This is a genomic window from Acinetobacter sp. AOR34_HL (assembly GCF_027854795.1).
GTDB classification, from domain to species: Bacteria; Pseudomonadota; Gammaproteobacteria; order Pseudomonadales; family Moraxellaceae; genus Acinetobacter; species Acinetobacter junii.
Window position 1 is genome coordinate 78,347 of sequence record NZ_JAKTID010000085.1, and the last position, 26,699, is coordinate 105,045.

Consider the following 26,699-nt stretch of genomic DNA (forward strand, 5'->3'; position numbering starts at 1 on the left):
TTTATCACTTTTTGTTTTGAGTGGGTACAGCGGGCTGTAACACATCTCCTGATGGACTCAATCCGTACTTTGATCCTAATGATTGCAAAATCATTTGTGCGTCAAAAGCATCTGGAGATTGATCTTGAGTCTTGAAACACTCGATAGTATACGACACTTGGATTGGATCAATATTGACCACTTGTGGCATATCATAGAATGGATCGGGCCAAAAGGCTGGATGGCGACGATAGTATCCATATGGATAATAGCTAGGCGTTGGATAAATCACAGCCTGACGCGGTGCTTTATTCCGTGCATTACTTGGGTCATCCACAACCGTAAAATAACGGTATCCATTTTTGAGTGTTGTTTGAGCAGCTTTTAATAAGGTAATTTCTTCAGCTGTACCATAACTTAGATTTGGACCTGCTTGAAAACCAATACGATACGTTTTGCTATTTAATGGATAAGCGGTGAATTGACCAAGTTGGTCAAAGGTTTTGGGTTGTTGTGGAATGGTCGCGCACCCTGTAAATGCCAATGCGACAAGGAGAGGGGTGCATTTCAATACAGTTTTCATATGCAATTCCTATTTCAATGTCTGTAAAACTGACTTAAAAGCTACTGTTGGGTTGGGTTAAAAATTCCAACTCTTCCGCCGTTGATGTTCTACCTAAAATTTCATTTCGATGTGGATAGCGGCCAAAACGATCAATAATGATCTTATGTTTCTTTTCAAAACTCAGATTGATTTCATTCCCCAAGCGTTGAAAAAGCTTGAGGGCATATTCATGCATCAATTTAGATTCACTGTGCATAAACGGCATATATAAGAAAGAACGTTGTTCAGGGCTCAATTGCGCATCAAGTTGTAAGCTAATCGCTTCCTGTGCCAGTGCCAATGCCAAACTGTCATAAGCAAATGCTTGTGCTTGGTCACGGTAGATATTACGAGAGAATTGATCGAGTACAATGATTTCAGCCAAACGACCTTCTGGCGTTTTGCGCCAAGACCAAAGTTCTGCTTGGCTTGCTTGCTGGTGAATTATTTGAAATTGCTCGCGAATTTTATCGTCAAAAGCATCACTTTTCGCGAACCAAAGTGAACGATGATTCGGATCAAACCAAAAGTCGAGAATGTCTTGTGCTTGCATGAAGAAGTGCCAAATGAAAGATCGATTATTTTAATAAAATCACAAATTCAGCGTGTCTTATGTAACAAGATTGTGATAAAAATTGCCAAATTAAATCAGATGACTAGATCACAATTGTCGTTATAATTGGCAGAATAACGAAGTCGCTAACACTTATCTTGTTGGCCGATCTTGAATGAGCGAGCATATAAATTATGAATCAACCCAATACATTTTCTTCCTCTGTGATTCCAACATGGGTAGATGCTTCGCTATTGAAGGGGATGTTACGCGGCATAGAACGTGAAAGTTTAAGAATGCAAAGCAATGGATTTTTATCACAAAAAAATCATCCAAAAGCTTTAGGGTCTGCACTCACGCACCCTCATATTACAACGGATTATTCAGAAGCATTGATGGAGTTTATTACCACTCCTCAATCCACTATTGCTGCGGCATTAGATGAATTGCGAGATATTCACACCGTGGTGCATCAACACCTCGAAGAAGGTGAGCGCTTATGGCCACTGTCGATGCCATGTATGCTGGATGATAATGAAGAGAATATCCAATTAGCACAGTACGGAACCTCGAATATTGGTCGTTTTAAAACGCTTTATCGCCGTGGTTTAGGTGTGCGTTATGGCCGCCGTATGCAGACGATTTCAGGGGTGCATTATAATTTATCTTTCCCTGATCAATTGTTTGCTGAGTTACAACAGCAAGAGAGCGATCAAGAATTAAAACAACTCAGTGCTCAAGATTATCGTAGCCATCGTTATTTTGGCTTGATTCGTAATTTCATTCGTTTAACTCCTTTGGTGATGTATTTATTAGGAGCGAGTCCATCCGTTTGTCGTTGTTTCCTGACAGGTCGTGAACATCATTTACAACCTTTGGTTAAAGGCACTTTGTATTTACCAGAGGCTACGGCTTTACGTATGGGGCGTTTGGGATACCAAAACTCAGCACAGAAAGAGTTAGGCATTCATTATAACGATCTGCATGACTATTTGGATGGATTGCAGAAAGCAGTACATACGCCTTATCCAGAGTTTAGTGCGTTGGGCTTAGACGATGAGTCTGGTGAACCTATCCAAATTAATGATCATGTGCTTCAGATCGAAAATGAATACTATAGTTTGGTCCGTCCAAAACAAGTCCCTCAGGCCGGTGAAACGCCATCACAAGCGTTGAAAAATCGTGGTGTTGGTTATGTCGAACTTCGTGCTGTTGACGTCAATCCGTATAGTTCAATCGGTATTGATGAGATTGCTGCTGGTTTTCTTGAAAGTCTAGCTTTATATTGTTTACTGAGTGATAGTCCAGAGTTGTATGCAGATGAACAAGAACAGATTGATCGGAATCAAACAGAGGTTGTGAATCGAGGTCGTGCAGCTGATGTAAAGATTGAGCTTGGTGAGAAAACAATGAATTTTCAAGCTTGGGCACAGCAGCATTTGGCAACTATTCAGCAATGTGCGACTTTACTCGATCAAGCGAATCAAACACAGTTGTATCAAGACGCAATTGTTGTGATGCAACAACGCTTAGCACATGTTGAAAATACGCTTTCAGCGCATGTCATTGAAGATACCTTGAAGCATGGTGGTACATGGAGTTTTGGCAGCGTTATGGCTCAGCAACATGTGCAATATTATGATCAGCATGTATTAAACCAAGAAAGAAAACAGTATTTTGATGAGCTAGTACAAACTTCGTTGCAAAAACAGGCTGAACTTGAACAAGATAACGACATGAGTTTTAGCCAATATCTTGCAAAATACCGTTAAAAATTTTTTAGAGGATTTCCCATGCGTTGGAATTACCGTTTGGTCAGTGCTTTACTTGTTCTGACCAGTATTATTGGTATCTCATTTGCCTTGTATTTAGAACACGTACAAGGATTAGAGCCATGTCCACTTTGTGTTTTCCAACGTATTGGTTTGATCGGTATGGGATTTATCGCATTGATTGCGTTTATTCATAATCCGATTTCGAATGGCTTCAAACGTTTTTATGCATTATTAGCGACCTTATCAATTGGTTGGTCTGCGGGTGTTGCTGCACGTCATGTTTGGTTGCAGAATCTACCACCTGATCAAGTGCCAAGTTGTGGTCCTGGTTTGGATTATTTGGTAGAAGCTTTGCCGATGAAAACGGTTTTACAGCAAGTCTTAACAGGTTCTGGCGAATGCGCCTTGATCGATTGGACTTTTTTAGGTCAGTCGTTACCTGTTTGGTCTTTGGTATATTTTAGTTTTATTCTGCTGATTTGTTTGTGGCAGTTGTTTAGAAAATATGATTCTACTAAAGCTTAAAATACCATTTTGAATAAAAAGAGCCGAAATTTATAGGCTCTTTTTTTATTGATAAGCGAAAATGTAAAGATTTGCTAAAAATAAAATATAATTATAGACAGATAGGTCTGTTTTTTTATAAAGTGCAGCCGTTTCTTTATCCTATGATTATAAAAAAATGCTTTTTAATATATCTAATGTATTAGAAAAAATAGGGCTAAATGCACAAAAACGTGCAATACACGTACAATTTTCTAATGAAGAATTAAATAACCAAGTTTTTTTACAGCGTATCGAGGGAAAGCATCAACTGAATGATGGCTTACATGCGGAGTTAATTTGCCTCTCTACCAATGCTCATATTGCATTAAAACAATTTATCGGTGTTCAACTGGCTGTGGATCAAGTCACAGATTCAGGACAGTTGTTCCGTATGACTGGCATAGTAACTGAAGCGTGCTATGGACAAAGTGATGGTGCCTTAACTCTATATAAACTGACTCTGAGTGATGCGACAAACTTATGGCATAAACGCCGTAATAGTCGTGTTTTTATGAATAAAACAATCGTTGAAGTTACAGAAGTTTTATTCAAAGAATGGCAAGAAAAAAGCCCATTATTTGCTGCAAGTTTGAGTCTTGACCTGAATGGACTAAAGCAAAGTTATGATGTGCGTCCATTTGTGATGCAGCATAATGAATCTGATTATGATTTTCTTACACGCTTATGGCGTAGTGAAGGGATTAGCTGGCTCATTGATGAAGCAGAGCTTTTTGTTCCGCATTTTTCCATACCGATTCAATCACAAAAGCTAAGATTGATTGATGATAATAGTCAATATCAAGCTTTAGCTCGACGCAGTATTCGCTATCATCGAAGTAGTCCAACCGAATACCAAGACAGTATTACAGGTTTTGTCGCAGTGCGAAGTTTGCAACCCACTGCTGTTCATTTGCAACGTTGGCAGCCTGATGCTTTAGCACAAGACGAAGGCGCTGGTTCAGTCATCACCACACATAGTCATTCCACAAGTTTTGACTCAGTCAGTTTAGGTCTTGAACAAGCATGGCATGTAAGTCCAGCATGGATGCAGGATTTAAAAGGTGAAGATCAAGCTACAGCTTCAGGTAACAGCCAATTAGAAAAGCAAAATCAAATATTAAATGATAGGTATGCTTTTCAAGCCAAGTTTTTTAGGGCCTATAGTTCAGTGCGTGACAGCCAAGTAGGATATTGGTTCAACCTTATTGATCATCCAGAAATTAATCAGCATGACGTCGTAGATCAAGAGTTCTTGATTATTGCTAAAACGTTCTACAATCAAAATAATTTACCGAAAGATTTACAGCAACAGGTACGCCAATTATTAAAACAAAGTCGTTGGCATGCACTTGAAGATGACGGGGCTGAGCGGCAGGCAAATGAACTGACATTGATTCGCCGTCAAATCAAAATTACACCAGAATATGATCCTCTACAGCATCGCCCAATCGCCTATCCACAACGCGCTAAAGTTGTTGGACCAGAAGGGGAAACTATTTATGTAGATGAATGGGGGCGTATTAAGGTTCGCTTTCTGTTTACCCGTAGTGATGATCATGGACATGATGGCGGTGCGGGCAGTAATAACAATGATACCGATTCAGCATGGGTCGATGTGTTAACACCTTGGGCGGGAGAGGGGTATGGAGCTCGCTTCTTACCTCGTATCGGTGAAGTTGTCGTTATTGATTTTTTTGATGGCAATATTGATCGTCCCTTTGTGACAGGACGAATCCATGAAGCGCAACGTTCTCCAACCAAATTTGATGTCAAAGGGCAGCTTCCTGATACTAAAAAGCTAAGTGGCATACGCAGTCAGGAAATCAATGGAAGTGGCTTCAACCAATTACGCTTTGATGACACAACAGGGCAGATCAGTACTCAACTACAAAGTAGCCATGCGGCAACACAGTTGAATTTAGGTAATTTAAGCCATCCTAAAGAACAAGCGACAAGCCAAGGTCGTGGAGAAGGCTTTGAGCTTAGAACAGACGCTTGGGGAGCTGTGCGTGCGGGTAAAGGCATGCTCATTAGTACCTATGCACAAGAGCAAGCGATTGCAGACCATTTAGAGGCCGCACAAGCACAATCCTTACTTTCACAAGGCTATGAAAGCATGAAAATGCTCAGTGAAGTTGCAGCCAAGCAACAAACTGATGCTTTGAATGTAATTAATCGTTTACCCAAATTCATCCAGTCGCTTGAGTTAAAAACCACAGGTCAGGCATTAAATAGTACGGTAAACCTATTCAAAGAAGGAATTAATAAGGATCCTATCCATGCCCTAAAAGACTGCGGTGGCTTTATTCAAGACATTGGTGCACTAGGGGGAAATGCAAAAGGCGTTGTAGATGAATTTAATTCTTTCTTTAGCGATGCTAAAGATGCAGTAGAAAATTTAAAAGCATTTATCGAAAACGTTGAAGAACATGGCCCTGATATTGTTAAAGGAAAACTCGCAAGTATTAAAGACCGAATTCATAAAAATCCATTTGAAAGTATTCAAGAGGTCGGGAAAGTCTTAGCAAATGTCGAGACTAAAGATTTTGATTTGATGAGTACGTGTGGAACTTTTAGTAAAGGCAGTAAATTGGAAGTATCACCTTCTAAAGCATTGAGTTCTTTACAAGGCTTTATGGAAGGTTATACCCAAGGTTTAGAAAGCAGTTCCGATACTAAACAACAAGAGCAAGGCAAGATCTTCAGACAAGCCCTTATGTTGTTAGCATCGCCAAATGGTATTGCTTTGACGACGCCTGAAAATATTATTCTACAAGCTTCGCAAGATATTGCCGAAAGTGCCAGCGGTTCTATTAATTTAAGTGCGCAAAAAAATATTATTGGGCATGCACAAGACAAAATTAGTTTGTTTGCAGCACAAAAAGGTTTTAGAGCCTATGCAGCAAAAGGAAAGCTGGAGTTACAAGCGCAAGATGATGCGATTGAAGCAATTGCGAAGAAGGTCATCAAGCTCATTTCTACTGAAGATAAAATCGAAATTACCAGCCCAAAAGAGATAGTATTAACAGCAGGTGGGTCACAACTCAAAATTAATGCGGATGGCGTATTTTCAACAACAGGCGGTAAGTTTGAGAGTAAGGCTGGGCAGCATTTGTTTGCTACTGGAGCTAAGGTTTCTTATGAGGTACCTGAACTGCCAAAAATTGGGCCATCTGCTATTAAATTTTTATTTACTTCAATATTTGGAGAAGCAATTCCTGAAGCAAAGGTTATAGTGTTTGATGACTTAGAAAAACATACGCTATGGGAAGGGGTAACTGATAAAAATGGTTTAACTCCATTATTAGAAAGTGAAGATGCTAAAAATTATTCAACATATTTAGGTTTTGATCAATGGTCTAGCTCTTTTTATGATGATGAAGTCGATGAAGAGAATAGTAACGATACGATTCTGGAGCCAGGTGAACATGGTTCACAGCTTGATTAAATTTTAATAGGTATGAATAAATGAATAAGAAAGTTCATAAAGTTGCAAAAGGCGAAACACTTTGGGGTATATCAAAGCATTATGGGATTCCTTTAAAGAATTTAGCCGATTGGAATAACTTAACTGGACGATTAATCCATAATATAAATATTGGGCAAAAAATATACCTATATCCACCTCAAGAAGAGATTGATACATTCCTAACTATTCGATTATTGGATTTAGCATTTAATCCAATTAATACTGCCACATTAAATCTAGAATATGATGGTTTAAAAAAAGAAGTTAAAATACTAAATGGAAATTCCCCTGTGATTACTATCAAAGATCACACAAAGGGAGTAAAAGTATATTTTAAAAGTAACTTAAAAGGTTTTTATTTAATTGCTGATCATAAAAAATTACCATTAGGAAAAAAGAAATTAGTTTTAACTTCTAGAATGATGAAATCAACAGGTGTATATGGTTATAAAGAGGGTGCTGAGAATCAAAAAGTAAAAGATGTTAAAATTGATTTAAAAAATAAAAATAAAGAGTTATTAAAGGAAAAAAATGAAAAATCGACTCCGATGCCTCTAATAAGTAAAGATAATAATGAGCTAAAAAATCAAAAAGGAGTTTTAATTGCTACGGGAGAGAATATTTCAGTTAGTGGGAATTCACAAAAACAAAAACTACCACAAGTTAATTTACCTGAAACAATTGATAAATCGGTTAGAACTGAAGGAGGAGAAAAAACACATGCTATTGCTAAGGTTGGAATTGAAGGAAACTTGAGACTGGTTGCTGCAAATGAAATTTATAGAAAAGATATTCTTGATGCTGAAAAAAAATATGGCATAAGTGCAGCAACAATAGCAGCTCTTATTTGTATCGAAACGGGTGGAGGAAAAATTGAAAATAAATGGGATCCAAATGCAGTAAATCCGCAAGGAACAGGAGTTGGTCTAGGCCAATTTTTTACCCCCACTTGGTTGGAACTAGCGACAGATAAAACAGGTAAACTTAATCAATATATAGTTAAGAAGAAAGGATATAAATTACTTGTTGGAAGCGGTCGTTGGAGAGGCTATACACTTTCTGATGACCAGCGTACTGAAGAACAGAAAAAGAAAAAATTACAACAACCTATAGTAAAGCTGAATAGCAAAGATATCAGCTGGATAAACTCGCTAAGAACTGATGCTGGATTATCAATTGATACGATAGCTTTATCTGCAAAAAAAAATTTAGAGGGATTAAAGAGTAGATTAAAGAAGAATGGTTTAGCTACTAGTGGGATTGATAATCTAAATCCATTAGAAATGAGTAAGCTTATATATTTTTGTCATCATGAATCTCCTGGAAGTGCATATTTGATCATGAGAAACAGTATTGATAAAGATACTGCTAAGACTAACTTTGAAGCTAATGTAAGTAAAAAAGTTCAAGCTAAATATTTAAAGCAAGGTAATAATAACTATATTCAAGCATATAAAATTTGGATGTATGAAAATCTGATTGATACAAAAGTTCATACCTTAGAATTTATGTTGAATACAAATGGATTACATGAATCTAATATGGTGGATATAGAAAAGAAAGTTTTAAACTCTAAACAAGAACCAAAACAAGAACCAAAACAAGAACCAAAACAAGAACCAAAACAAGAACCAAAACAAGAATCAAAACAAGAATCAAAACAAGAATCAAAGATTGGTGGTGCAAATGTTTGGTTTGATCCATTAAAAGTAAACAGAATGAGATCAGCTGGAAAATATGCCGCTGTCGCGAAATCTTGTACTTTCGGTATGGTTCGAAATGGTGGAAAAAGAGCACATCAAGGTATTGATTTGGAAGCAAAAGTTGGAGAGGAGATAAGGGCTGTTGCTTCAGGAACTTTATATGCCATTAATAGAGATTTTAATGCTAAGGGAGATAGTAGTTTTGGGGCAACTATTACATTGCAAGTAAAAGTAGATGATTTACCCGAGAAACAAAAACTTTACATACGAAAGCATTATCCAAATATAATATTTGTTTGGTTTTTTTATGCCCATTTGAGCCAAATTAATAGTTTTGAGAGCGATGAAGCATGGATTGAGGCTGGAACTCCATTAGGAAAAACTGGATGTAGTGGAAACGCACATATAATGCCCACAGTTGAATTAGGCAGCCATTTACATTTTGAAGTTTGGTATTTGAAAGACCATGGTAAAGGTAATAAATCATTACCAACAAAGGATCAAGATGGTAGAGGATTAGTTGGTCGTTTTGATCCATACCCTTTGCTTAACAACCCATTACCTCCAACTAAAGAAAAGCGATGAGATTAAATATGAATTCAAGTAAAATATTTTTAACATTAGCCCTATTACTACCAAACATTTCTCAGGCAAAAAATATTATTTTATATGATGATTCAAATAGTATTATTTCTCAAGAGTATAAAAGTATTAACGAACTTGGCCAATCTGTAAAAATAGATAAAGATTACGAAATTCAAACTAAAGAAATCTCTTTGAATTCTAGTGATAAAGATACTCATTCTTATAGTATTCTTCTGAAGGAAGGAAGAAAAACATATACTTTGGATAAAAATAAAATATCTGGTTTGAATAGGTATATTATTTCACCATATTTTTCAGACAATAATTTTATTGGTTTTTCTCAATACACGGAAAATGTATTAAGAGGCGATTTTTATATTATAAAGAAATTTTATATTTTTAATAAAAAAACAAAAGAAATTGCTATTGTAAGGTTAAATAATACAAGTGTTTCTAACAATAAAGATGGCAAGTATGATTATAATTTTTTAGATCAAAATTATATAAAAAAAATTACTATGGATGATTGTTTAAATATGTATACTATAAATTCGATATATGAGCAAAACAATCCTGCTGTTTGGGGTGTGTTATCTAAAGAATTTAAACCTGGGTACAAAATTAATAATGGTTTTAAATTTAAGTTGACAAAAGATAATAAAATTAAGTGTGAAGATTTAAAAGGTTCAACACTAGAATGTAGTGACGGTTTTATGCAGATTCATGAAATAAAGTGAATGTACTAATATCTTATTCTGGTTTTTAGATTATGCTATTTTAATGAAGACTTGCTTAATCAATATGAAGTCAAAACTATGTGTAAGCTATCTCTGAAAAGAAAAAGGGTAGTAAGAATATTACTTCAAATGATGATAGAGGTGGAATGTATTCTTATTTTTAAAGAAAGATATGGATTGAGTTTTTTAAACTTGTTAGTTTTAAAGTAAATAATGAATAACAAAATAATTTCTCTGTCATGCTTGGTCTTTATAAGTGCTTTAATTGGATGTAGTAATAAAAATCAGGACAAATCACAAGTTGGTTTAAATAGCGAACAGAATGTAATACGCATAGAAGATAGAGAAAAACCTCTATTAGCTATAAGTGAGCCAAAGGTAACTAATAAAGAACTTGAGAGTAATGATAGTCCACAAATCTCATATTCTGATAAGAATATTACAGAATGGTATGGTTTTGATGAAACTACAGATGAACCAAAATGTAAAACTGTACAGACCTTTAAGCTTACATCTTATAAATGTGACATCTCTAAAAATGCCTTTGTTACTGATGAAGATGCAGTATTATTAGAAAATGGAAGCCAACGAATTTTTATTTATTCTGATCAAAAAGTTTGTAATGAAGTGTTGGAAATACGCAACTCTAATGCACCATAAGGTTGAAATGTCTTTGTTGCACAAATATTTCACAAACATATAATTTAAAATAAATTGTTTGCATATTTTTAAAACAAGGTCTAAAAAACTATTAAATTTCCTCTGTATCAATATGAGTTTGATGCTTTAGTATCGTTAGTATTCAATATCGGTAATATTGCTAGTAAAGCCCCAAATCTATGTAAGTTAATTAATCAAAGTAATTGTTAAGATGGGCCTAAAGAAATGTTAGATATAAATAAAATTACTGTAAATGGAAAAAATTCCAGATCTCGGTTTAACTAAAAGACGTAATAGTGAATATCAATTGTTTGTTAAAGGAACGTACGATGCAAGGCATTAATTCTAACTTTCTTAGTGTGCTATTAGTCTTTGGTTTGAGTGCTTGCTCAAATGCTGCAGAGTATAAGCCACAACGATTAGATGAGAAAACAGTTTATAAAAATAGTGAGCATGAACTGAATAGTATATATTTTGATATAAAAATTTATATTGGTGATAATAAAAACGAAGTTAAGTATCTTGTTGATACTCAACGCTCTTGGTTGAAAAATAGAAATTTAAAATGTGATTTTAATGGAAAAGAAGCAAATTATGAAAACTATAAATGTCTAAGTGATTTTAATAATTCAAAAATTAAAGATTTAAGAAAGTCATATTTAAATTTTGATAGCTTGGAACGGAGCTTAATAAAACCATTTAAGTATCAAGATGGTATTATAAAAGAGTTAGAAGTAGGTGGTTGTTATTGTGATGAAAGTATAATTAATATTTTGAAAAACAAGATATATATATATATATCAGGCTTGTGATCAAAAATTAAATGAACCACGTATATATAATATTGTTGGTAAGAAAAAAGACGAATTTTCTGTAGAGTATCAAATTGATACAAATAATAATAAAGTACCAGAATTTAATTTAGTTTTTGTCACTAATGGAAAAAATGTTTGGAATATTGTTCCTAAGGTTTTTAGAAAAGAAGATTTATTGAATTTAAATTTTACAATTGGCTATACAACTGATGAAAATTTGAAAAACAATAAAATTGATTGCAGCGATTATGAGGAGTAATGCTCTAAATTTAGATTTTTTTACCTAAGATACAGTGAATTTTATGATTAGAATTACAGTTAAACAAAATTAATCTGAATATTTAATCTCAAAAATCTAAAAAAAGCTCAGCTATACAGCTGAGCTTTTTTACTTTTATGTCTCAACAATCCCTTCTAAATCATCAAAGGTATAATTGTTGGGTACATTAATCATATGTGTTTGAACACCTTCTTCAACGACTTCCCCAACTTCTGGATAAAGCCATCTTGTGATTTGCTCAGCAACACTCGAATGGTATTGAATTTCAAAATGATTCAAACCATAGAAAACAGCTTTATGTGTATCTGGTAATTTAAGCTGAAAACGAGGGTTCGGATGTTCACCAAGAGCACTTTTAACACTGACGAGATAATCACCTATCACTTTAAGTGCTTTATTTTTAACTTTCTCAAATTCTAATGTTCCAGCAATCAGGAATGTGTTGATATGAGATGGTAATGGTGCAGGTTTACGATTGTCGTCCGCGAAGCCGATACGCGCATCATTATGTTCCCAGTCATCATCACGAACACTACCATATCGTAGATCGAGTATCCCATTACTGCGTACATTTACTAATTGACCGATCAGGCTGATAAAAGGGAATGCCCCTAATTTGTCTTGTAAGACAAAACCAAATCGTTCCAGTACGGCACCGTGATGTGGCGAACCGATACATACGAGATTTTCTACCATATGTACCCATTGATGTAGATTTTGTTTGCCATAGAAAAGCGCACTGCGTGAAACCAGTCCCCCCATACTATGTCCAATCAAATCGATACTGGTAATACGAGGGTTTCTCTGGATCAAATCTTCTAATACGTTGGCAAAACTGCGACCATTTGCAGAGATTCGACGACCTGTATTGTAATTTAAATACAGCATCGTGTTATTGTCACGCTGAGCAAGTAAACGCTCACCGATTCCGCCATAACGATGATTTGACCAACTCAAATGGTTCATACATAAACCATGTGTAAGTATTACGATACGCCCAGTAAGTTCACCTTGCTGTAATGATCCATAGTGATCATATAACACCATCGGTAATGCCATTGGGTTATGTTGTTTTAGGAAGAAATCCCCAAAAATCCCATTCAATGCCCCTACAACAAAATGAAGGCTTGGCGTTAATGGTTTATCGTGTAGAACTGGAAATTTTTCAACGATATGACGCAGACTAGGAGCAAGAAAGCTACTCCCGTATTTTTGAATAGCATCATATGAAAATTGATAGAACTTTTGTAATTGTGGATGCTTCTGTAATTTTTTGGCTTTTTGTGTACTTAAACCGAGCGTAGTCCTTAACACTTCAGTTTGAATTAATTGCACCAGTTCATGAACACCACTTAAACTTGTGCTCACTAATTGTGCCAAACCTTCCAAAACATCTGCCTGACTTGGGGGCGTACTGTCCCATTTGCAGTAGGTTTCATGCAGAGGTGTTAAACTTGGCATATTATTTTTCCCCATCCTTGATATATATACCGAAGGTTTGAAGTTATTAACTTAACATTGTTTAGATAAACTACAACAAACTCTTACATCTTATGTCTTTCAGAACTAATTTTTTTAGAATACTGATGAATGGAATTCAGTATCGTTTTTTGTGTCAGACAATATCGAGCTTAAATGTAATTTATATTGTTATATGTTTAATCATTACGCAAAATAATGTGATTTATTTCACAATAAGTCAAGCACTTGTCTAATTTGGTGCATATGCAAATTATCTATTTACATGGTTTTAGAAGCAGCCCACTGTCAAAAAAAGGGCAAGAGCTGTATCAATATTGTGCAAATCACGATCATATTCACGTGCATTTGCCCGATTTGAATCAACCACCTGAAGTGGTCTTAAAATACGTTTCTAATTTAATCGAAAGTTTACCGCTCGATCAAGTTGTCTTGGTCGGTAGCAGTTTGGGTGGATTCTATGCGACATATTTTGTCGCCAAATATGATTGTCCTGCTGTACTGATCAATCCTGCTATGCAACCATGGCAACTCTTTCAAGAATTGTTCGGTATTGAGCAAATCCCACTCAAAGTCACGGAATCATGGACGCTTGATCACGATCAATTGCAGCAATTACAATCAATTGCTGATACGAAACCAGAACAGGCTGATAAAATTCTCGTGCTGTTGCAACAAGATGATGAAGTCTTGGATTATCGTCAGGCACAACGCTATTATAGTGCCCTACATCCATCTGCATTGATATTAACGGATGTGGGTGGTAATCATGCAATGGATGATTTCAAAGACAAATTACCCTTAGTACTCGAATTTTTGTCGGCAGGCATATAAAAAGGAAGTCAGATCAAGTGACACAATACACGGCACAATCCCTCGAAGTTCTTTCTGGTTTAGATCCTGTTCGTCGTCGTCCAGGGATGTATACAGATACCTCACGCCCAAACCATTTGGCGCAAGAGGTAATTGATAATGCTGTCGATGAGGCGCTGGCAGGGCATGCCGACCAAATTTGTGTGACGGTCTATGAGGATGGTTCGTTGTCAGTTGAAGACAATGGTCGAGGTATGCCTGTCGATATCCATCCAGAGTATGGTCAAAGTGGTATCGAAATCATTCTGACCAAGCTACATGCAGGTGGTAAGTTCAGTACTGATAACTATCAGTTTTCAGGTGGTTTGCACGGTGTTGGTATTTCTGTGGTTAATGCTTTATCTACACGGGTTGAAGTCGCTGTACAACGTCAGGGTAACTTGTATCAAATGGCATTTGAGCAAGGTGAGCCTGTTGCGCCATTGTCTGTGTTAGAAGGTAAAGTTGCGAAACGTGCGACAGGGACAACTGTTCGTTTCTGGCCAGAGGCTAAATATTTCGATAGTCCTAAGTTTGCATTGAAAGCGCTGAAACATAATTTAAAAGCCAAAGCTGTATTGGCGGCAGGCTTAAAAATTATTTATGACGATAAAATCAATAATGAAAAAATCGAATGGCAGTTCGAAAATGGTCTCGTTGACTATTTAATGGATGAATTGGAAGATCGAGAGATTTTACCAGCACCTGCTTTTGTGAGTAGTGGACAAGCAGAAAGAGCCGCGTGCGAATTTGCAATTTGCTGGAATGTTGAGGGTGGTGAACAGATTCAAGAAAGTTATGTCAACTTGATTCCAACTGCGCAAGGCGGTACGCATGTGAATGGATTGCGTTCGGGGGTCACGGAGGCTTTACGCGAGTTCTGTGAATTACGTAATTTATTACCGCGTAATATGAAACTTTCGGCAGAAGATGTCTGGGATGGGGTGAATTTCATCCTATCTTTAAAATTCCAAGAGCCACAATTTTCAGGACAAACCAAAGAGCGTCTCTCGAGTCGTGAAGCTTCGAATATTGTGCTCAATATTGCCAAAGATGCGTTTGCGTTATGGTTAAACCAACATGCTGAGATCGCAACTCAACTAGCTGAAATGGCAATCGCCAAAGCAGGTCGTCGTTTAAAAGCAGCTAAGAAAGTCGAACGTAAGAAGATTGTGGCTGGTCCAGCATTACCTGGAAAATTAGCAGATTGTGTTGGCTTAACCCGCGAAGACAGTGAGCTGTTTATTGTCGAAGGGGATTCCGCAGGTGGCAGTGCTAAACAAGCACGGGACAAAAATTTCCAAGCGATTATGCCGATTCGTGGAAAAATCCTGAATACGTGGGAAGTGTCCTCGGATGAAGTCTTGGCATCTCAGGAAGTTCATGACATTGCGATTGCGATTGGTGTTGATCCAGGCAGTGATGATTTGTCTGAACTACGTTATGGCAAAATCTGTATCCTTGCCGATGCGGACTCAGATGGTCTACATATCGCAACTTTACTCTGTGCATTGTTTGTGAAACATTTTCCAGCCTTAGTTGAGGACGGTCATTTATTTGTCGCGATGCCACCGCTTTATCGTATTGATATTGGCAAAGATGTGCACTATGCCCTAGATGATGATGAGTTAGAGGCAATTCTGAAAAAAGTAAAAGGTAATAAAAATCCACAAATCACTCGATTTAAAGGTCTGGGTGAAATGAATGCCAGTCAATTACGTGAAACCACCATGGATCCAAATACACGTCGTTTGGTGCAACTAGATTTAGATGATGCACATTTAACGGCAGGTTTGTTAGACAAGTTACTCGCGAAAAAACGAGCGGCTGATCGTAAACACTGGTTAGAGCAGAAAGGTAATTTGGCGGATATTGTGGTTTGATTTGAATCGATTTTTGCATAGCCCAGTTGATCTGGGCTTTTTTATATCTTTTTAAAAAATGTAAATTCATAAGCAGAAAAACAAACTTGGAATGCTATTTTATTTTTATCTCTTGGTAAAATTTTATTTAGCATCTGAAGCGTATTGATCAAAATAGCTTGTTTGTTTCTAAGATTTTAAAATTAAAATATATCAAATTCTTAAATGATAATAGTGAAAATAGAATGAAGCGTTTTTTAAGTATTTTTTTCCCAATTCTGTTTAGTAATACGATTTTTATTATGAGTGGTGTCATTGATACCGCATTTTTATCTCACTATAGCTATGTGCATTTAACAGCTTTATCGGTTTCTCTCTCAGTTTATATGATTGTTTTTGTGGTGGGCTACGGATTACTACAAGGAATGTTTCAAATCCTCACAGAAGAAAAAGGGAGGGAAATTAATCAGCAGAAATTAACCAATATCGTAAGCTTGGCGGTATTAATCGCAGCTGTGTTTAGTATTGTTGCGATTGTTTTGATCAATAATACCGAGCATTTATTAACCTTTTTTCAAGCATCAGATACCGTCCTGTTATTGGTTAAAAATTGTTTGATTATTTTTTCAGTCGATCTAGTGGTTCGGCTATGTTGCCGTATCTTAACCATACAAATACAGGTTTTAGATCGTCCAATTATCGCAACTTATATAGGCGTAATTTTTTTATTGATTAAATTGCCTCTGTCCTATGCTTTGATCAATCGAGTAGCGTACTTTGATATTGCACCTTGGGGTGTCTATGGCGCCGTATTTTCGACATTGCTTGGGGATAGTGTGATGTTGATATTGTTATACGGTTATATACGTGGCAAAGCTGTTTTTAAACTTGATCTGAGTCGTTTTTCCTTTAGTTATGAATTGTTGCGCCGTTTTCTTCGAATTGGAATACCTACCGCACTGATGATCGTGATTGATGTGATTGCTTTTATGGCAATTTCGATTCTAGCATTGCCACTAGGAAGTATCGTGATTGCCTCGCATCAGGTGGTCGCTAGTATTTGTTCCATGTTATATATTTTACCAGCTGCATTTTCTGTTGTTTTCAGTTTAATGTTATCTGAAAAAATTGGCGCTCAACAGAAACAAGTTGCTTTGCTTTGGTCAAAAAAGGCCTTTCTGCTTATCTTTATTTTTGCCGTCACTTTATGCAGTGTATTACTGCTTCTTCGAGATGAGTTCATTTCTCTATTTACCCAAGACCTAGCGGTTATTCAAATCACGACCTCCCTCTTTATCCTCGGAATTTTGTTTCATTTAGCAGATGCAATGTTATGTATTTTTGCAACGGTATTACGCTGTTGGGGCATAACGATTGTGCCAAGCATGATTTATAGCACTTCATTGTTGATCTTTGGTTTAGGTGGCGGACAGCTATTGGCATATTGGGGAATGGATTGGTGGATCTTTGAAATTATTCCATTGGGTATTGATGGGTTTTGGATTGCTTTAATTGGGTCGTATAGCTTAGCTGTCACCGTGTGTGCTTTATGTTTTAAATACCGAAATGCCACTTGGATTCGTTGAAAAAATCTGATTTTTTGAATCTTCTGGATCAAAAAGTTAAATATTCTTTATCTGAGCAAGGTATCAATTTTTTATTTTGATTAATTGTGCTTCATTTTAGTTCAGCATGTATTTTTTGTATGCAATGTTGTATACAAGATTGGATTTTTTTTTACTGGTTTGAATTAATTTTATTATAAAACAATGCCTTGATGTGTTGGCACAGATATTGAATAACTCCATTCAGTAAAAATCAGAAGATCAACCTGTGGAGAACAAAGATGCAAAATAAATTGATGTCGATGTCTGTACTTATGGCAGCGATGATGGGGGTAGGACTGGTCGGTTGTTCAAAACCAGCAGAAAAAACAGAACAAACAAAAACTGAAGCAAAAACAGCACCAGCAGAAAGTGGTGACACCATTAAAGTGGGGATTCTGCATTCCCTTTCGGGCACTATGGCGATTTCTGAAACTTCCCTGAAAGATACAGCATTGATGACCATTAATGAAATCAATGCCAATGGTGGTGTACTCGGTAAAAAATTAGAACCAGTTATCGTTGATCCAGCATCAGATTGGCCGTTATTTGCTGAGAAAGCTCGCCAGTTAATTACTCAGGACAAAGTCGCTGTTATTTTCGGTTGCTGGACATCAGTATCACGTAAGTCGGTTCTTCCTGTGGTTGAAGAGTTGAATGGTTTACTGTTCTATCCAGTGCAATATGAAGGTCAGGAACAATCAAAAAATATTTTCTATACAGGCGCAGCACCGAATCAACAAGCGATTCCTGCAGTTGAGTATTTGATGGGAGAAGAGGGCGGTAAAGCACAACGTTTTGTTTTACTTGGTACAGATTACGTCTACCCACGTACGACCAATAAAATCTTACGGGCATTCTTGAAGTCTAAAGGCATTGCCGATGCAGACATCATGGAAGAATACACACCGTTTGGTCATAGTAATTATCAAACCATTGTTGCCAATATTAAGAAATTCTCTGCAGGCAAAAAGACTGCGGTGATTTCGACCATCAATGGTGACTCTAACGTACCTTTCTATCGTGAGCTTGGTAACCAAGGTATTAAAGCGGCTGATATTCCAGTCATGGCATTCTCCGTTGGTGAAGAAGAGTTACGTGGTATTGATACCAAACCATTGGTGGGTCATTTAGCGGCATGGAACTATTTCATGTCAGTTAAAAATCCGAAAAACACTGAGTTTGTGAATAAATTCAAGCAATATGCAGTGGAATACAAGCTTCCAAATGCCGATAAAGTTGTGACCAACGATCCGATGGAAGCGACTTATGTTGGTATCAATATGTGGAAACAAGCGGTCGAAAAAGCAGGTTCTACAGAGGTTGATAAAGTTCGTGATGCAATGGCAGGTCAAACTTTTGCAGCACCATCGGGTTATACCCTCAAAATGGATGAAACCAATCACCATTTACATAAGCCTGTGATGATTGGGCAAATCCGTGGTGATGGGCAATTTGATGTGGTTTATAAAACGCCTCAAACCATCAAAGCTGAGCCTTGGAGCCCATATATTCCTAAATAATTTTCCTATGCAACCTGCTGTTTCGGCAGCAGGTTTTTCTTAGTTTTATTTCTTATTGATTGGTTTAAATAGAAAATATAAGGGGAGTCTTATGGCGAAACACTATGTTTTGGCAATGCTCTGCATCATGGCTCAGATCATGTTTAATCCTGCATGGGCAGAAGTTACTTCACCAACAACTGTGACGTCTACAACTTCTCAGGATGCCATCCAAACTTTTGTTAAATCTGACTTTGCTACTCGCCGTGCCATGTTGAATCAATGGCCAGCCAGTATTGAGCAACTCGATCAGTTGGTGGCATATATTGATCAAAATGAGTTATATAGTGATAGTTCAGGCAATACTTATATTCTAAAAAACGATGAAGAATTATTAAGTTACCCACAACTACAAGTCGTCGAAACTTGGCCTTCAGACTTGTCTCAAGTGACTTTGGTCAATACTTTGCGTAAGGCGCTGAACTTTGGACAAGCCAAAGTTAAATTGAATTCTGATGATGCATCACAACGTTTAGCCGCTGTTGATATTTTAGAAAATAACTTGGATGAGCTTGATGTCGCAACGATCAAACAACTCTATCTCAATGAAAAAAGTGAAGCGGTTAAAGCACGTTTGGCACAACTGAAAGCACGTTTAGATTTTAATAGCTCAGATGAATTCACCAAGATCGAAGCGGTAAAAGTTTTGGCAGATTCGAACCGTCCAGATGTATTGGCTTTAATCAATCAAAGTTTAGAACAACCACAAAATAATCCCGCATTGAAAGCAGCTTTAATTGAAGCACAAAATAAAATTAAAACACGTATTCAAATGAGTGAATGGTCAGGGCATGTATTTTCGGGTCTCAGTACCGCTAGTATTTTACTTTTAGCAGCGCTTGGTCTTGCGATCACATATGGTTTGCTTGGTGTCATCAATATGGCACATGGTGAACTCATCATGATCGGTGCTTATACCACTTACGTCATTCAAAGTTTTTTTAAAACGCACTTTGCAGGCTTAGTCGATTGGTATTTATTGGCTGCGATTCCTGCTGCATTTCTGGTGAGTGCGTTGATCGGCATGTTGATTGAACGTACTGTGATTCGCCCGCTTTATGGTCGCCAATTGGAAACATTATTGGCAACTTTTGGGGTGAGCTTAATCTTGATGCAATCGGTTCGCATGATCTTTGGGGCACAGAACGTTGAAGTGTCGAATGTCGCATGGCTCAGTGGTGGTATTGCCCTAACGCCAAGCCTGATGTTGCCATATAACCGTATTGCGATTATTGGTTTTACTGTGGCGGTGTTACTGCTACTCGTTTTCTTATTAAACAAAACCCGTTTCGGATTATTTGTTCGTGCTGTGACACAAAACCGTCAAATGGCGCGTGCCGTGGGCATTCGATCTGCACGTATCGATATGCTGGCATTTGGCTTAGGTTCAGGTTTAGCTGGTCTTGCAGGTTGTGCTTTAGCACAAGTAGGTAACGTCGGTCCTGATCTCGGACAGAACTACATTATTGATGCCTTCCTTGTTGTTGTCGTCGGTGGTGTGGGGCAAGTGTGGGGTGCGGTACTTGCAGCCTTAGGTCTAGGGATTAGCGGTACAGTTCTAGAGATTGGTCTAGGTGCGGTTTTAGCAAAAATTATTCTCTTGGTTCTTGTGATTTTGTTTATCCAAAAGCGTCCACAAGGTTTGTTTGCCATCAAAGGTCGTTTCGTGGAGTAAGCCAATGAAAATCACTTCTTTATTTGCAGATAAACCGTATAGCGCAATTGCGATTGCCATTTGTTTTGCCGTGTTATTGAGCTTACCTTGGTTACATCTGTTATCCCCTGATTCGGCATTTTATCTGTCAGCGTATTGGATTACGTTAATTGGCAAAATCATGTGCTTGGCTTTGGTCGCATTGGCACTGGATTTAGTGTGGGGCTATGCAGGGATTTTAAGCTTGGGGCACGGTTTGTATTTCGCCCTCGGTGGTTACGCCTTTGGCATGTACTTGATGCGCGAATCAGCAGGTGATGGCTTACCTGATTTCATGCGCTTCCTCAGTTGGACAGAACTCCCTTGGTATTGGATGGGCACAGAGCACTTTGCTTGGGCGATGATCTTAGTTTTATCTGTGCCTGCCTTAGTTGCCTTTATTTTTGGTTTCTTTGCTTTTCGCTCAAAAATCAAGGGTGTGTATTTCTCAATTATTACCCAAGCCATGACGTTTGCCGCAGCCTTATTATTCTTCCGCAATGAGACAGGTTTTGGTGGAAACAATGGCTTCACGGGTTTTAAAACCTTACTCGGTTTTGATATCACCTCTGCGCCGATGCGTGCCACTTTATGTTTTGTCACTGCTTTGGTGTTAATGCTGTGTTTTATCGGCTTACGTCAACTGATGAATCGTCCTTATGGTCGAGTTCTTGGCGCGATTCGTGACAGTGAAAACCGCTTGCAATATTTGGGCTATCGCACACTGTGGTACAAGCTTTCAGCATGGGTGCTATCGGCAGTGATTGCAGGTATCGCAGGGGCGTTGTATGTGCCACAGGTTGGCATTATTAACCCAAGTGAAATGAATCCAGTCAACTCGATTGAAATGGCAGTGTGGGTTGCCGCAGGGGGGCGTGGTACCTTGATCGGACCCATTCTTGGTGCAGGTTTAATCAATGCTGTGAAGACTTATTTCACAGTTGCAGCACCAGAAGCTTGGTTATTGATCTTAGGTGCTTTATTTATCGTGGTGACGATTTTCTTACCGAAAGGTGTGATTGGTTTATTTGACCGTTTTAAAAAGGAGAGCAATTAAATGAGTGATTTATTCCTAGACTCAGCTCAACATGGCGGTCAACTCGGCGAGGGCTATGGACGCGCCAAAACTGAGGGCGCAGATTTTAGTCATGGGATTGCCTTGTATTTGGAAAAAGTCAGTGTGTGGTTTGATTCGTTTCGCGCTCTCAATGATTTATCACTGTACATCGCTGAAGGTGAATTGCGCTGCATCATTGGACCAAATGGTGCGGGGAAAACCACACTAATGGATGTGATTACAGGTAAAACGCGTCCAACCACGGGCACTGCTTTTTTTGGACAAAACTATGATCTTGCCAAAATGAGTACCGAGGAAATTGCGGAAGCAGGGATTGGGCGCAAATTTCAAAAACCAACGGTATTTGAAAATTTCACTGTGATGGAAAATTTATTGCTCGCTGCACCACGCGATAAGCGAGTGAAAAAAAGTTTGTTTAGCCGACTTGATCCAGAAGCACAGTTAGCACTGGAGGAAAGTTTGGAGCAAATCCGTTTAAAGGAATTTGTAAAAAAGCCCGCAGGATTATTATCGCATGGTCAAAAGCAGTGGTTAGAAATCGGTATGTTATTGATGCAACGTCCGAAGCTGATTTTATTGGATGAGCCTGTGGCGGGTATGACCGATGCGGAAACAGAACGCACTGCTGAATTGTGTTTGGAATTGAAAAAAAATCATACGCTGGTGGTCGTGGAGCACGACATGAGCTTTATTGACACCATTAGTGAAAAAGTCACGGTACTGGCGCAAGGTGCAATTTTGGCAGAGGGCACATTGGCAGAGGTACAAGCCAATGAAGATGTGATTGAAAAGTATTTGGGACGCTAGGAGACTGCCATGTTAGAAGTGAAAGAAATTAACCAGTTTTATGGTGGTAGTCATATTCTGCGTGACGTGTCTTTTCAAGCGCCTGTAGGGGAATGCAGTGTCGTTCTAGGACGTAATGGCGTCGGCAAAACCACTTTGCTGAAATGCTTGATGGGAATTTTACCGATTAAGTCAGGACAGATTTTGCTAGATGGCAAAGATATTGCCAAAATGTCCCCTGAGCAACGAGTACGTGCAGGATTGGCGTACGTGCCACAAGGACGAGATATTTTTTCAACTTTAACCGTAGAGGAAAATATCTTAATTGGTATGGCGAAATTTTCAGGTGCGAAAACTCGAAAAGTGCCGAGCCATCTCTACGAAATTTTTCCTGTTTTGGATGAAATGAAGCATCGACGTGGAGGAGATTTATCAGGTGGTCAACAGCAGCAACTTGCGATTGCTCGAGCTTTGGCTTCGGAGCCAAGTGTCTTGATTTTGGATGAACCGACTGAGGGGATTCAGCCCTCGATTATTAAAGATATTGGTCGGGTCATTCGTAAATTGGCAGATCAGGGTGAAATGGCGATCGTTTTGGTCGAGCAGTTTTATGACTTTGCCGAAGAACTGGCAGATAACTATACGGTGATGGCGCGTGGTCAAGTGATCGCACATGGGCAAGGTGCTGAAATGCCAGCAAAAGGGATAAGGGAGTTGGTGGCGATTTAGTATCGACCCTATATATCTCATTTTACTATTTAGAAACTAGATATTAAAAAAATGATTATCTTTCGGAGTCATACCTAGTAGTCTTCTAATTTTTAAATACGCCTTCCGCTGGAGTTACTTTGGTTTTGCCCAAAGTAACCAAAGGCATTGTCATTCACAAAACCTGTTCAATTCTTGGATTTTTTCTATTGTTTCGCAGAAACAATATCTTTCAAAGATTACGCAGGTTGTGAATGACGTTTCCGAGACTCATAAGTTTTCTTAAATTTTTTGTTGAGTTTGAGGGTAAAGATCATTTATTTACCTTCAACCTTATAAAACGTGCCGCCCGCATAGACGTTATGCCCAAAACCACATCCAGACTCGCCACTATTTTGTTTCACCTCAATTTTTTGACCATTATTTGTATCATTCGTAAATTGAAGCTTAATCTGGCAGTCCTCATAATGATAGTTGGCTTGCTTTGCAGTGATCGGCATTGTGGTATCAAACTCACCTAAATTGGGACCATAAATAAGACCACGAATGCCAAAATAATAACCTTCAAAATTAATTAGATATTTATTTTGTTGTTTCTTGACCGTGATGTAATCCCATTGTCCGAAACCATTGGCTCTTACATACGTGCCTTGTAGGTCTTTCGTGATCTGCGGTTTAGGAAGCTGTTTTAAATTGTATAGACTGATTTTTGAATCTTCATCTCTTAAAAACCATACCTTTGCCCATTGTGGCTTGCCTAATTTGGCATAACTCAACCCGACATTATTATTGGCTATTTCAATCTCTCGATCAGTCACTTTAATACCGCTTTCTTCAGCATTCATTTGGCAGAAATGTGCCCATGCGGCTTGATCTTCAAATTGTTTCACTGCTTTGGCATATTGCTTTTGGTCGTAGAGCTTTTTCCCATTTAGAGCGTATTGTTTTACTTTGGCACAGCCTTGCTGTAATTCTTGCTCAAAAGACGCTTCTGCAAAACTAACGGTTGTTGCTGAAGCACATGTAATGATTAAAGTGAGTTGTGAAATTTTCATGTTTTAAATTATTTTGTAAATGAGATGTTTTTATTCTAACCAACTACATATGCATAGTAGAGATGAAATTGTTCTGTTTATGAACGACTCAATTGTAGCTGCATTAAAACTAAATCACGCCATTTGCCAAACTTTTGTCCCACTTGTGGCATATAGCCAGTTTGAATAAAACCCAGTTGTTGATGTAATACGATTGAACCCATATTTTCGCTATCAATCGCTGCCACCATGACATGCATATGCTGTTGAGTCGCAAGATGAATCAGTTGTTGCATGAGGGCTTTACCTAAACCCTGACGAGCATAATTCGGATCAATAAAAACAGAATGTTCAATACTGTGTCGATAGCCTGTAATACTACGAAAGGCAGAGTAATAGGCATAACCCGCAATTTTTCTCAATGACTGATCTTCAACTACAATCATAGGAAATTGCTGTTGTTGCATCTCCTGAAAGCGCTGTTGATATTGCACTAAAGTTACGGCTTGATCATTCCAGTTGGCTGTGCCCGTGATGATTTCATGATTATAAATAGTGAGAATCTGCTCGAGATCATCAGTAGTTGCAAAACGAATTTGATAAGAGTTTTGTAGTGTATGCGTTGCAAGTATAAGATCGTGAGACATAACAAAATAAAAGAAAATTCATCTATTTCAATATGCGCGATCTAAAAAAAAACAGCAAGGAATTCCTTGCTGTTTTGATCAGTCAAAACCGTTTAGAAATGGTATTTCACTAAAGCACTGACATTATTTTCGTCGCTGCCTTTGATACCAAACTTGTTATTCCAAACAGAATGTTCTACGCCCAAATATAAACGTGTTTCAGGTGAAATGTGTTTACCTACATTCCATTTATATTGGGTTGTCCAGTTAAGTTCACTCGCATGGTCTTTTTCTGCTGTAGACCAGTCAAGGAAACCATCAACTAAGAAATCTTCGCTAGATACTTTAAATGGAACCGCATAAGCGATAGTCATTTGATAGTCATCTGCCGTATTTTCATTATTTGCACGGTAGAAATTGACATTCGCATATTGGAAATAAGGAATTGCAAGATCGAAACCTACGCCGTATAAGAAGTTATCAAAACTAGAAAAGTCATCATTGTTACTTTCCCAAGTCGTTGAGATCAACACATCTTTAATCGGACCAAAAGCAAGTTTCTGACCTGAAACCTCACCCAAGCTCAAGCGTGGAGAAAGCTCGAAATAAGTGCTTTTATGATCGTCGCTACCACGCATACGATCCATAAAGAAGAACACATCGGCATATTTTACTTTTGCCGCATATTCAACTGTTAAAGTTGTTTGTTTTTCATCAACCACTTCGTAGTTTTCGCCGTATAAACCCGTTAGGCTGAAATCCTGCCAAATTGGTTTCGCTTGAGCGAAAACTGCTGTAGATAAAAATAAAGATGTAGCCGCAAGTTGCTTCAATTGCATTTAAAAAATCTCCCCCACAAAAGGCGTGTAAAGCATACAAGTTATGAAGCAAAAATAAAGCCAAATTTGACCAAATGCTCAAAAGAATTGTATACGGTAAAAGCTCTGCCAAAGATAAGATTCGGTAAGAGAATCTTTTTGATCAAATTTTAATAAAAATGTCAAAAAATCAGCTTGCATATTTCTGATGAAAGACAGATATTGGAATTATAGAAGATCTTCTAAATAACTGAAACACAACTGATGTGAAGCAAGGAGACGACAAGCATTTACATAATCAGAATATACAACTGCACTGAATGAATGCATGCTCAAAGTGTGCTGAATAAAAAGCTTCGTAGAACCGTCTCAATATAGAAGAGAGGAAGATATTTATGAATATTGAAATCCGTACAGATAAAAACATCCATGGTAGCGAACGTTTAATTAGTTATATCCGTGCAGAGCTTACACAAGAATTTCAACGTTATAGCGAACGTATTACACATTTTTCGGTTCATATTAGTGATGAAAATGGGGAAAAAACGGGAGATCATGACAAACGCTGTATGATCGAAGCCCGTCCGGCAGGTATGAAACCTGTAGCTGTGACACACAAAGCTGCAAATATCGATGCATCTATCCATGGTGCAATTGATAAATTACAACGTAGTTTGGAACATTTATATGAGAAAAAAGACCACCATCGTGGAGCTTTACCAGAATATGTTGATGTCGATGATGATATAAAAGTAGATGATGAGGCGTAGTGAGCGCGTTTAAAAAAAGCCCAGTATTGGGCTTTTTTTATGCCTGTATCAAATTTATACATGATTTTTAGGTCGTTTTATAAAATCCCGATGGGATATTCGGCATAATAGGCGAATTAAA

General features: G+C 37.7%; 22 protein-coding genes and 1 pseudogene. 17 read left to right on the top strand and 6 right to left on the bottom strand.

What is annotated here, in order from left to right; genetic code table 11:
• Nucleotides 1-4 precede the first annotated feature (4 nt).
• Nucleotides 5-562: a CC0125/CC1285 family lipoprotein gene (locus tag MKL32_RS15075; protein WP_129261299.1), complete on the bottom strand. Its 558-nt coding sequence runs from the start codon at nt 560-562 to the stop codon at nt 5-7.
• 34 nt (nt 563-596) lie between these two features.
• The gene (locus MKL32_RS15080) at nt 597-1,136 is read right to left on the bottom strand and encodes a DUF924 family protein (RefSeq protein ID WP_004965025.1); all 540 of its coding nucleotides are present in this window, start codon (nt 1,134-1,136) and stop codon (nt 597-599) included.
• A gap of 194 nt (nt 1,137-1,330) precedes the next feature.
• Here MKL32_RS15080 and gshA point away from each other — a divergent pair, with 194 nt between their 5' ends.
• The 8 genes and pseudogenes from gshA (at nt 1,331) to MKL32_RS15115 (ending at nt 11,685) form a co-directional block, all read left to right on the top strand.
• Entirely contained in the window at nt 1,331-2,908 is a 1,578-nt protein-coding gene (gene gshA, locus MKL32_RS15085; protein ID WP_136695299.1) for a glutamate--cysteine ligase, read from the top strand.
• A 21-nt stretch (nt 2,909-2,929) separates the two neighbouring features.
• A complete protein-coding gene (locus MKL32_RS15090) occupies nt 2,930-3,436 on the top strand; it encodes a disulfide bond formation protein B (protein ID WP_004910048.1) in 507 nt (168 codons plus the stop codon).
• 157 nt (nt 3,437-3,593) lie between these two features.
• A complete protein-coding gene (locus MKL32_RS15095; protein WP_151831332.1) occupies nt 3,594-6,905 on the top strand; it encodes a type VI secretion system Vgr family protein in 3,312 nt (1,103 codons plus the stop codon).
• Between the two features lie 20 nt (nt 6,906-6,925).
• Nucleotides 6,926-9,214 carry a LysM peptidoglycan-binding domain-containing protein gene (locus MKL32_RS15100; RefSeq protein ID WP_270900722.1) on the top strand — a complete coding sequence of 763 codons (2,289 nt, stop codon included), beginning with the start codon at nt 6,926-6,928 and terminating at the stop codon, nt 9,212-9,214.
• Nucleotides 9,215-9,222: 8 nt separating this feature from the next.
• Nucleotides 9,223-9,951 (top strand): RND transporter, encoded by a 729-nt coding sequence (locus tag MKL32_RS15105; RefSeq protein ID WP_125318810.1) that lies wholly within the window; start codon nt 9,223-9,225, stop codon nt 9,949-9,951.
• Nucleotides 9,952-10,164: 213 nt separating this feature from the next.
• The gene (locus MKL32_RS15110; protein ID WP_270900723.1) at nt 10,165-10,611 is read left to right on the top strand and encodes a hypothetical protein; all 447 of its coding nucleotides are present in this window, start codon (nt 10,165-10,167) and stop codon (nt 10,609-10,611) included.
• A gap of 102 nt (nt 10,612-10,713) precedes the next feature.
• Complete coding sequence (locus tag MKL32_RS16255; protein WP_373867313.1) at nt 10,714-10,821, top strand: glycoside hydrolase family protein; 108 nt, start codon at nt 10,714-10,716, stop codon at nt 10,819-10,821.
• 119 nt (nt 10,822-10,940) lie between these two features.
• Nucleotides 10,941-11,685 (top strand): annotated as a pseudogene (locus MKL32_RS15115) (lysozyme inhibitor LprI family protein).
• Nucleotides 11,686-11,820: 135 nt separating this feature from the next.
• On the opposite strand, the gene MKL32_RS15120 reads toward MKL32_RS15115, so the two are convergent.
• Nucleotides 11,821-13,167: a PGAP1-like alpha/beta domain-containing protein gene (locus MKL32_RS15120; RefSeq protein WP_270900724.1), complete on the bottom strand. Its 1,347-nt coding sequence runs from the start codon at nt 13,165-13,167 to the stop codon at nt 11,821-11,823.
• Nucleotides 13,168-13,431: 264 nt separating this feature from the next.
• Here MKL32_RS15120 and MKL32_RS15125 point away from each other — a divergent pair, with 264 nt between their 5' ends.
• The 8 genes from MKL32_RS15125 to urtE all read left to right on the top strand — a co-directional run bounded on the left by MKL32_RS15125 (nt 13,432) and on the right by urtE (nt 23,351).
• The gene (locus MKL32_RS15125) at nt 13,432-14,019 is read left to right on the top strand and encodes a YqiA/YcfP family alpha/beta fold hydrolase (RefSeq protein WP_004951198.1); all 588 of its coding nucleotides are present in this window, start codon (nt 13,432-13,434) and stop codon (nt 14,017-14,019) included.
• Between the two features lie 17 nt (nt 14,020-14,036).
• Nucleotides 14,037-15,920, top strand: a complete 1,884-nt coding sequence (parE, locus tag MKL32_RS15130; RefSeq protein ID WP_004910003.1) for a DNA topoisomerase IV subunit B — start codon at nt 14,037-14,039, stop codon at nt 15,918-15,920.
• Nucleotides 15,921-16,144: 224 nt separating this feature from the next.
• Nucleotides 16,145-17,485 carry an MATE family efflux transporter gene (locus tag MKL32_RS15135; RefSeq protein ID WP_262579201.1) on the top strand — a complete coding sequence of 447 codons (1,341 nt, stop codon included), beginning with the start codon at nt 16,145-16,147 and terminating at the stop codon, nt 17,483-17,485.
• 260 nt (nt 17,486-17,745) lie between these two features.
• On the top strand, nt 17,746-19,026 hold the full coding sequence (gene urtA, locus MKL32_RS15140) for an urea ABC transporter substrate-binding protein (protein ID WP_004909997.1): 1,281 nt from the start codon (nt 17,746-17,748) through the stop codon (nt 19,024-19,026).
• 91 nt (nt 19,027-19,117) lie between these two features.
• Nucleotides 19,118-20,740: an urea ABC transporter permease subunit UrtB gene (urtB, locus tag MKL32_RS15145; RefSeq protein ID WP_270900725.1), complete on the top strand. Its 1,623-nt coding sequence runs from the start codon at nt 19,118-19,120 to the stop codon at nt 20,738-20,740.
• 4 nt (nt 20,741-20,744) lie between these two features.
• On the top strand, nt 20,745-21,815 hold the full coding sequence (gene urtC, locus MKL32_RS15150) for an urea ABC transporter permease subunit UrtC (protein ID WP_099947873.1): 1,071 nt from the start codon (nt 20,745-20,747) through the stop codon (nt 21,813-21,815).
• Nucleotides 21,816-22,643, top strand: coding sequence for an urea ABC transporter ATP-binding protein UrtD (gene urtD, locus MKL32_RS15155; RefSeq protein WP_004909986.1), 828 nt, complete (start codon nt 21,816-21,818; stop codon nt 22,641-22,643).
• Between the two features lie 9 nt (nt 22,644-22,652).
• Nucleotides 22,653-23,351, top strand: a complete 699-nt coding sequence (gene urtE, locus MKL32_RS15160; RefSeq protein ID WP_204378921.1) for an urea ABC transporter ATP-binding subunit UrtE — start codon at nt 22,653-22,655, stop codon at nt 23,349-23,351.
• A gap of 296 nt (nt 23,352-23,647) precedes the next feature.
• Here the strand turns inward: urtE and MKL32_RS15165 are convergent, their stop codons facing one another.
• The 3 genes from MKL32_RS15165 to MKL32_RS15175 all read right to left on the bottom strand — a co-directional run bounded on the left by MKL32_RS15165 (nt 23,648) and on the right by MKL32_RS15175 (nt 25,829).
• A complete protein-coding gene (locus MKL32_RS15165) occupies nt 23,648-24,385 on the bottom strand; it encodes a hypothetical protein (RefSeq protein WP_151834353.1) in 738 nt (245 codons plus the stop codon).
• 77 nt (nt 24,386-24,462) lie between these two features.
• Nucleotides 24,463-25,011 carry a GNAT family N-acetyltransferase gene (locus MKL32_RS15170; RefSeq protein ID WP_125318282.1) on the bottom strand — a complete coding sequence of 183 codons (549 nt, stop codon included), beginning with the start codon at nt 25,009-25,011 and terminating at the stop codon, nt 24,463-24,465.
• 92 nt (nt 25,012-25,103) lie between these two features.
• Nucleotides 25,104-25,829, bottom strand: coding sequence for an outer membrane protein OmpK (locus tag MKL32_RS15175; RefSeq protein WP_125272691.1), 726 nt, complete (start codon nt 25,827-25,829; stop codon nt 25,104-25,106).
• A 374-nt stretch (nt 25,830-26,203) separates the two neighbouring features.
• Between MKL32_RS15175 and MKL32_RS15180 the strand changes: the two genes are divergently transcribed.
• A complete protein-coding gene (locus tag MKL32_RS15180; RefSeq protein WP_004951232.1) occupies nt 26,204-26,578 on the top strand; it encodes an HPF/RaiA family ribosome-associated protein in 375 nt (124 codons plus the stop codon).
• The last annotated feature ends 121 nt before the right edge of the window (nt 26,579-26,699 follow it).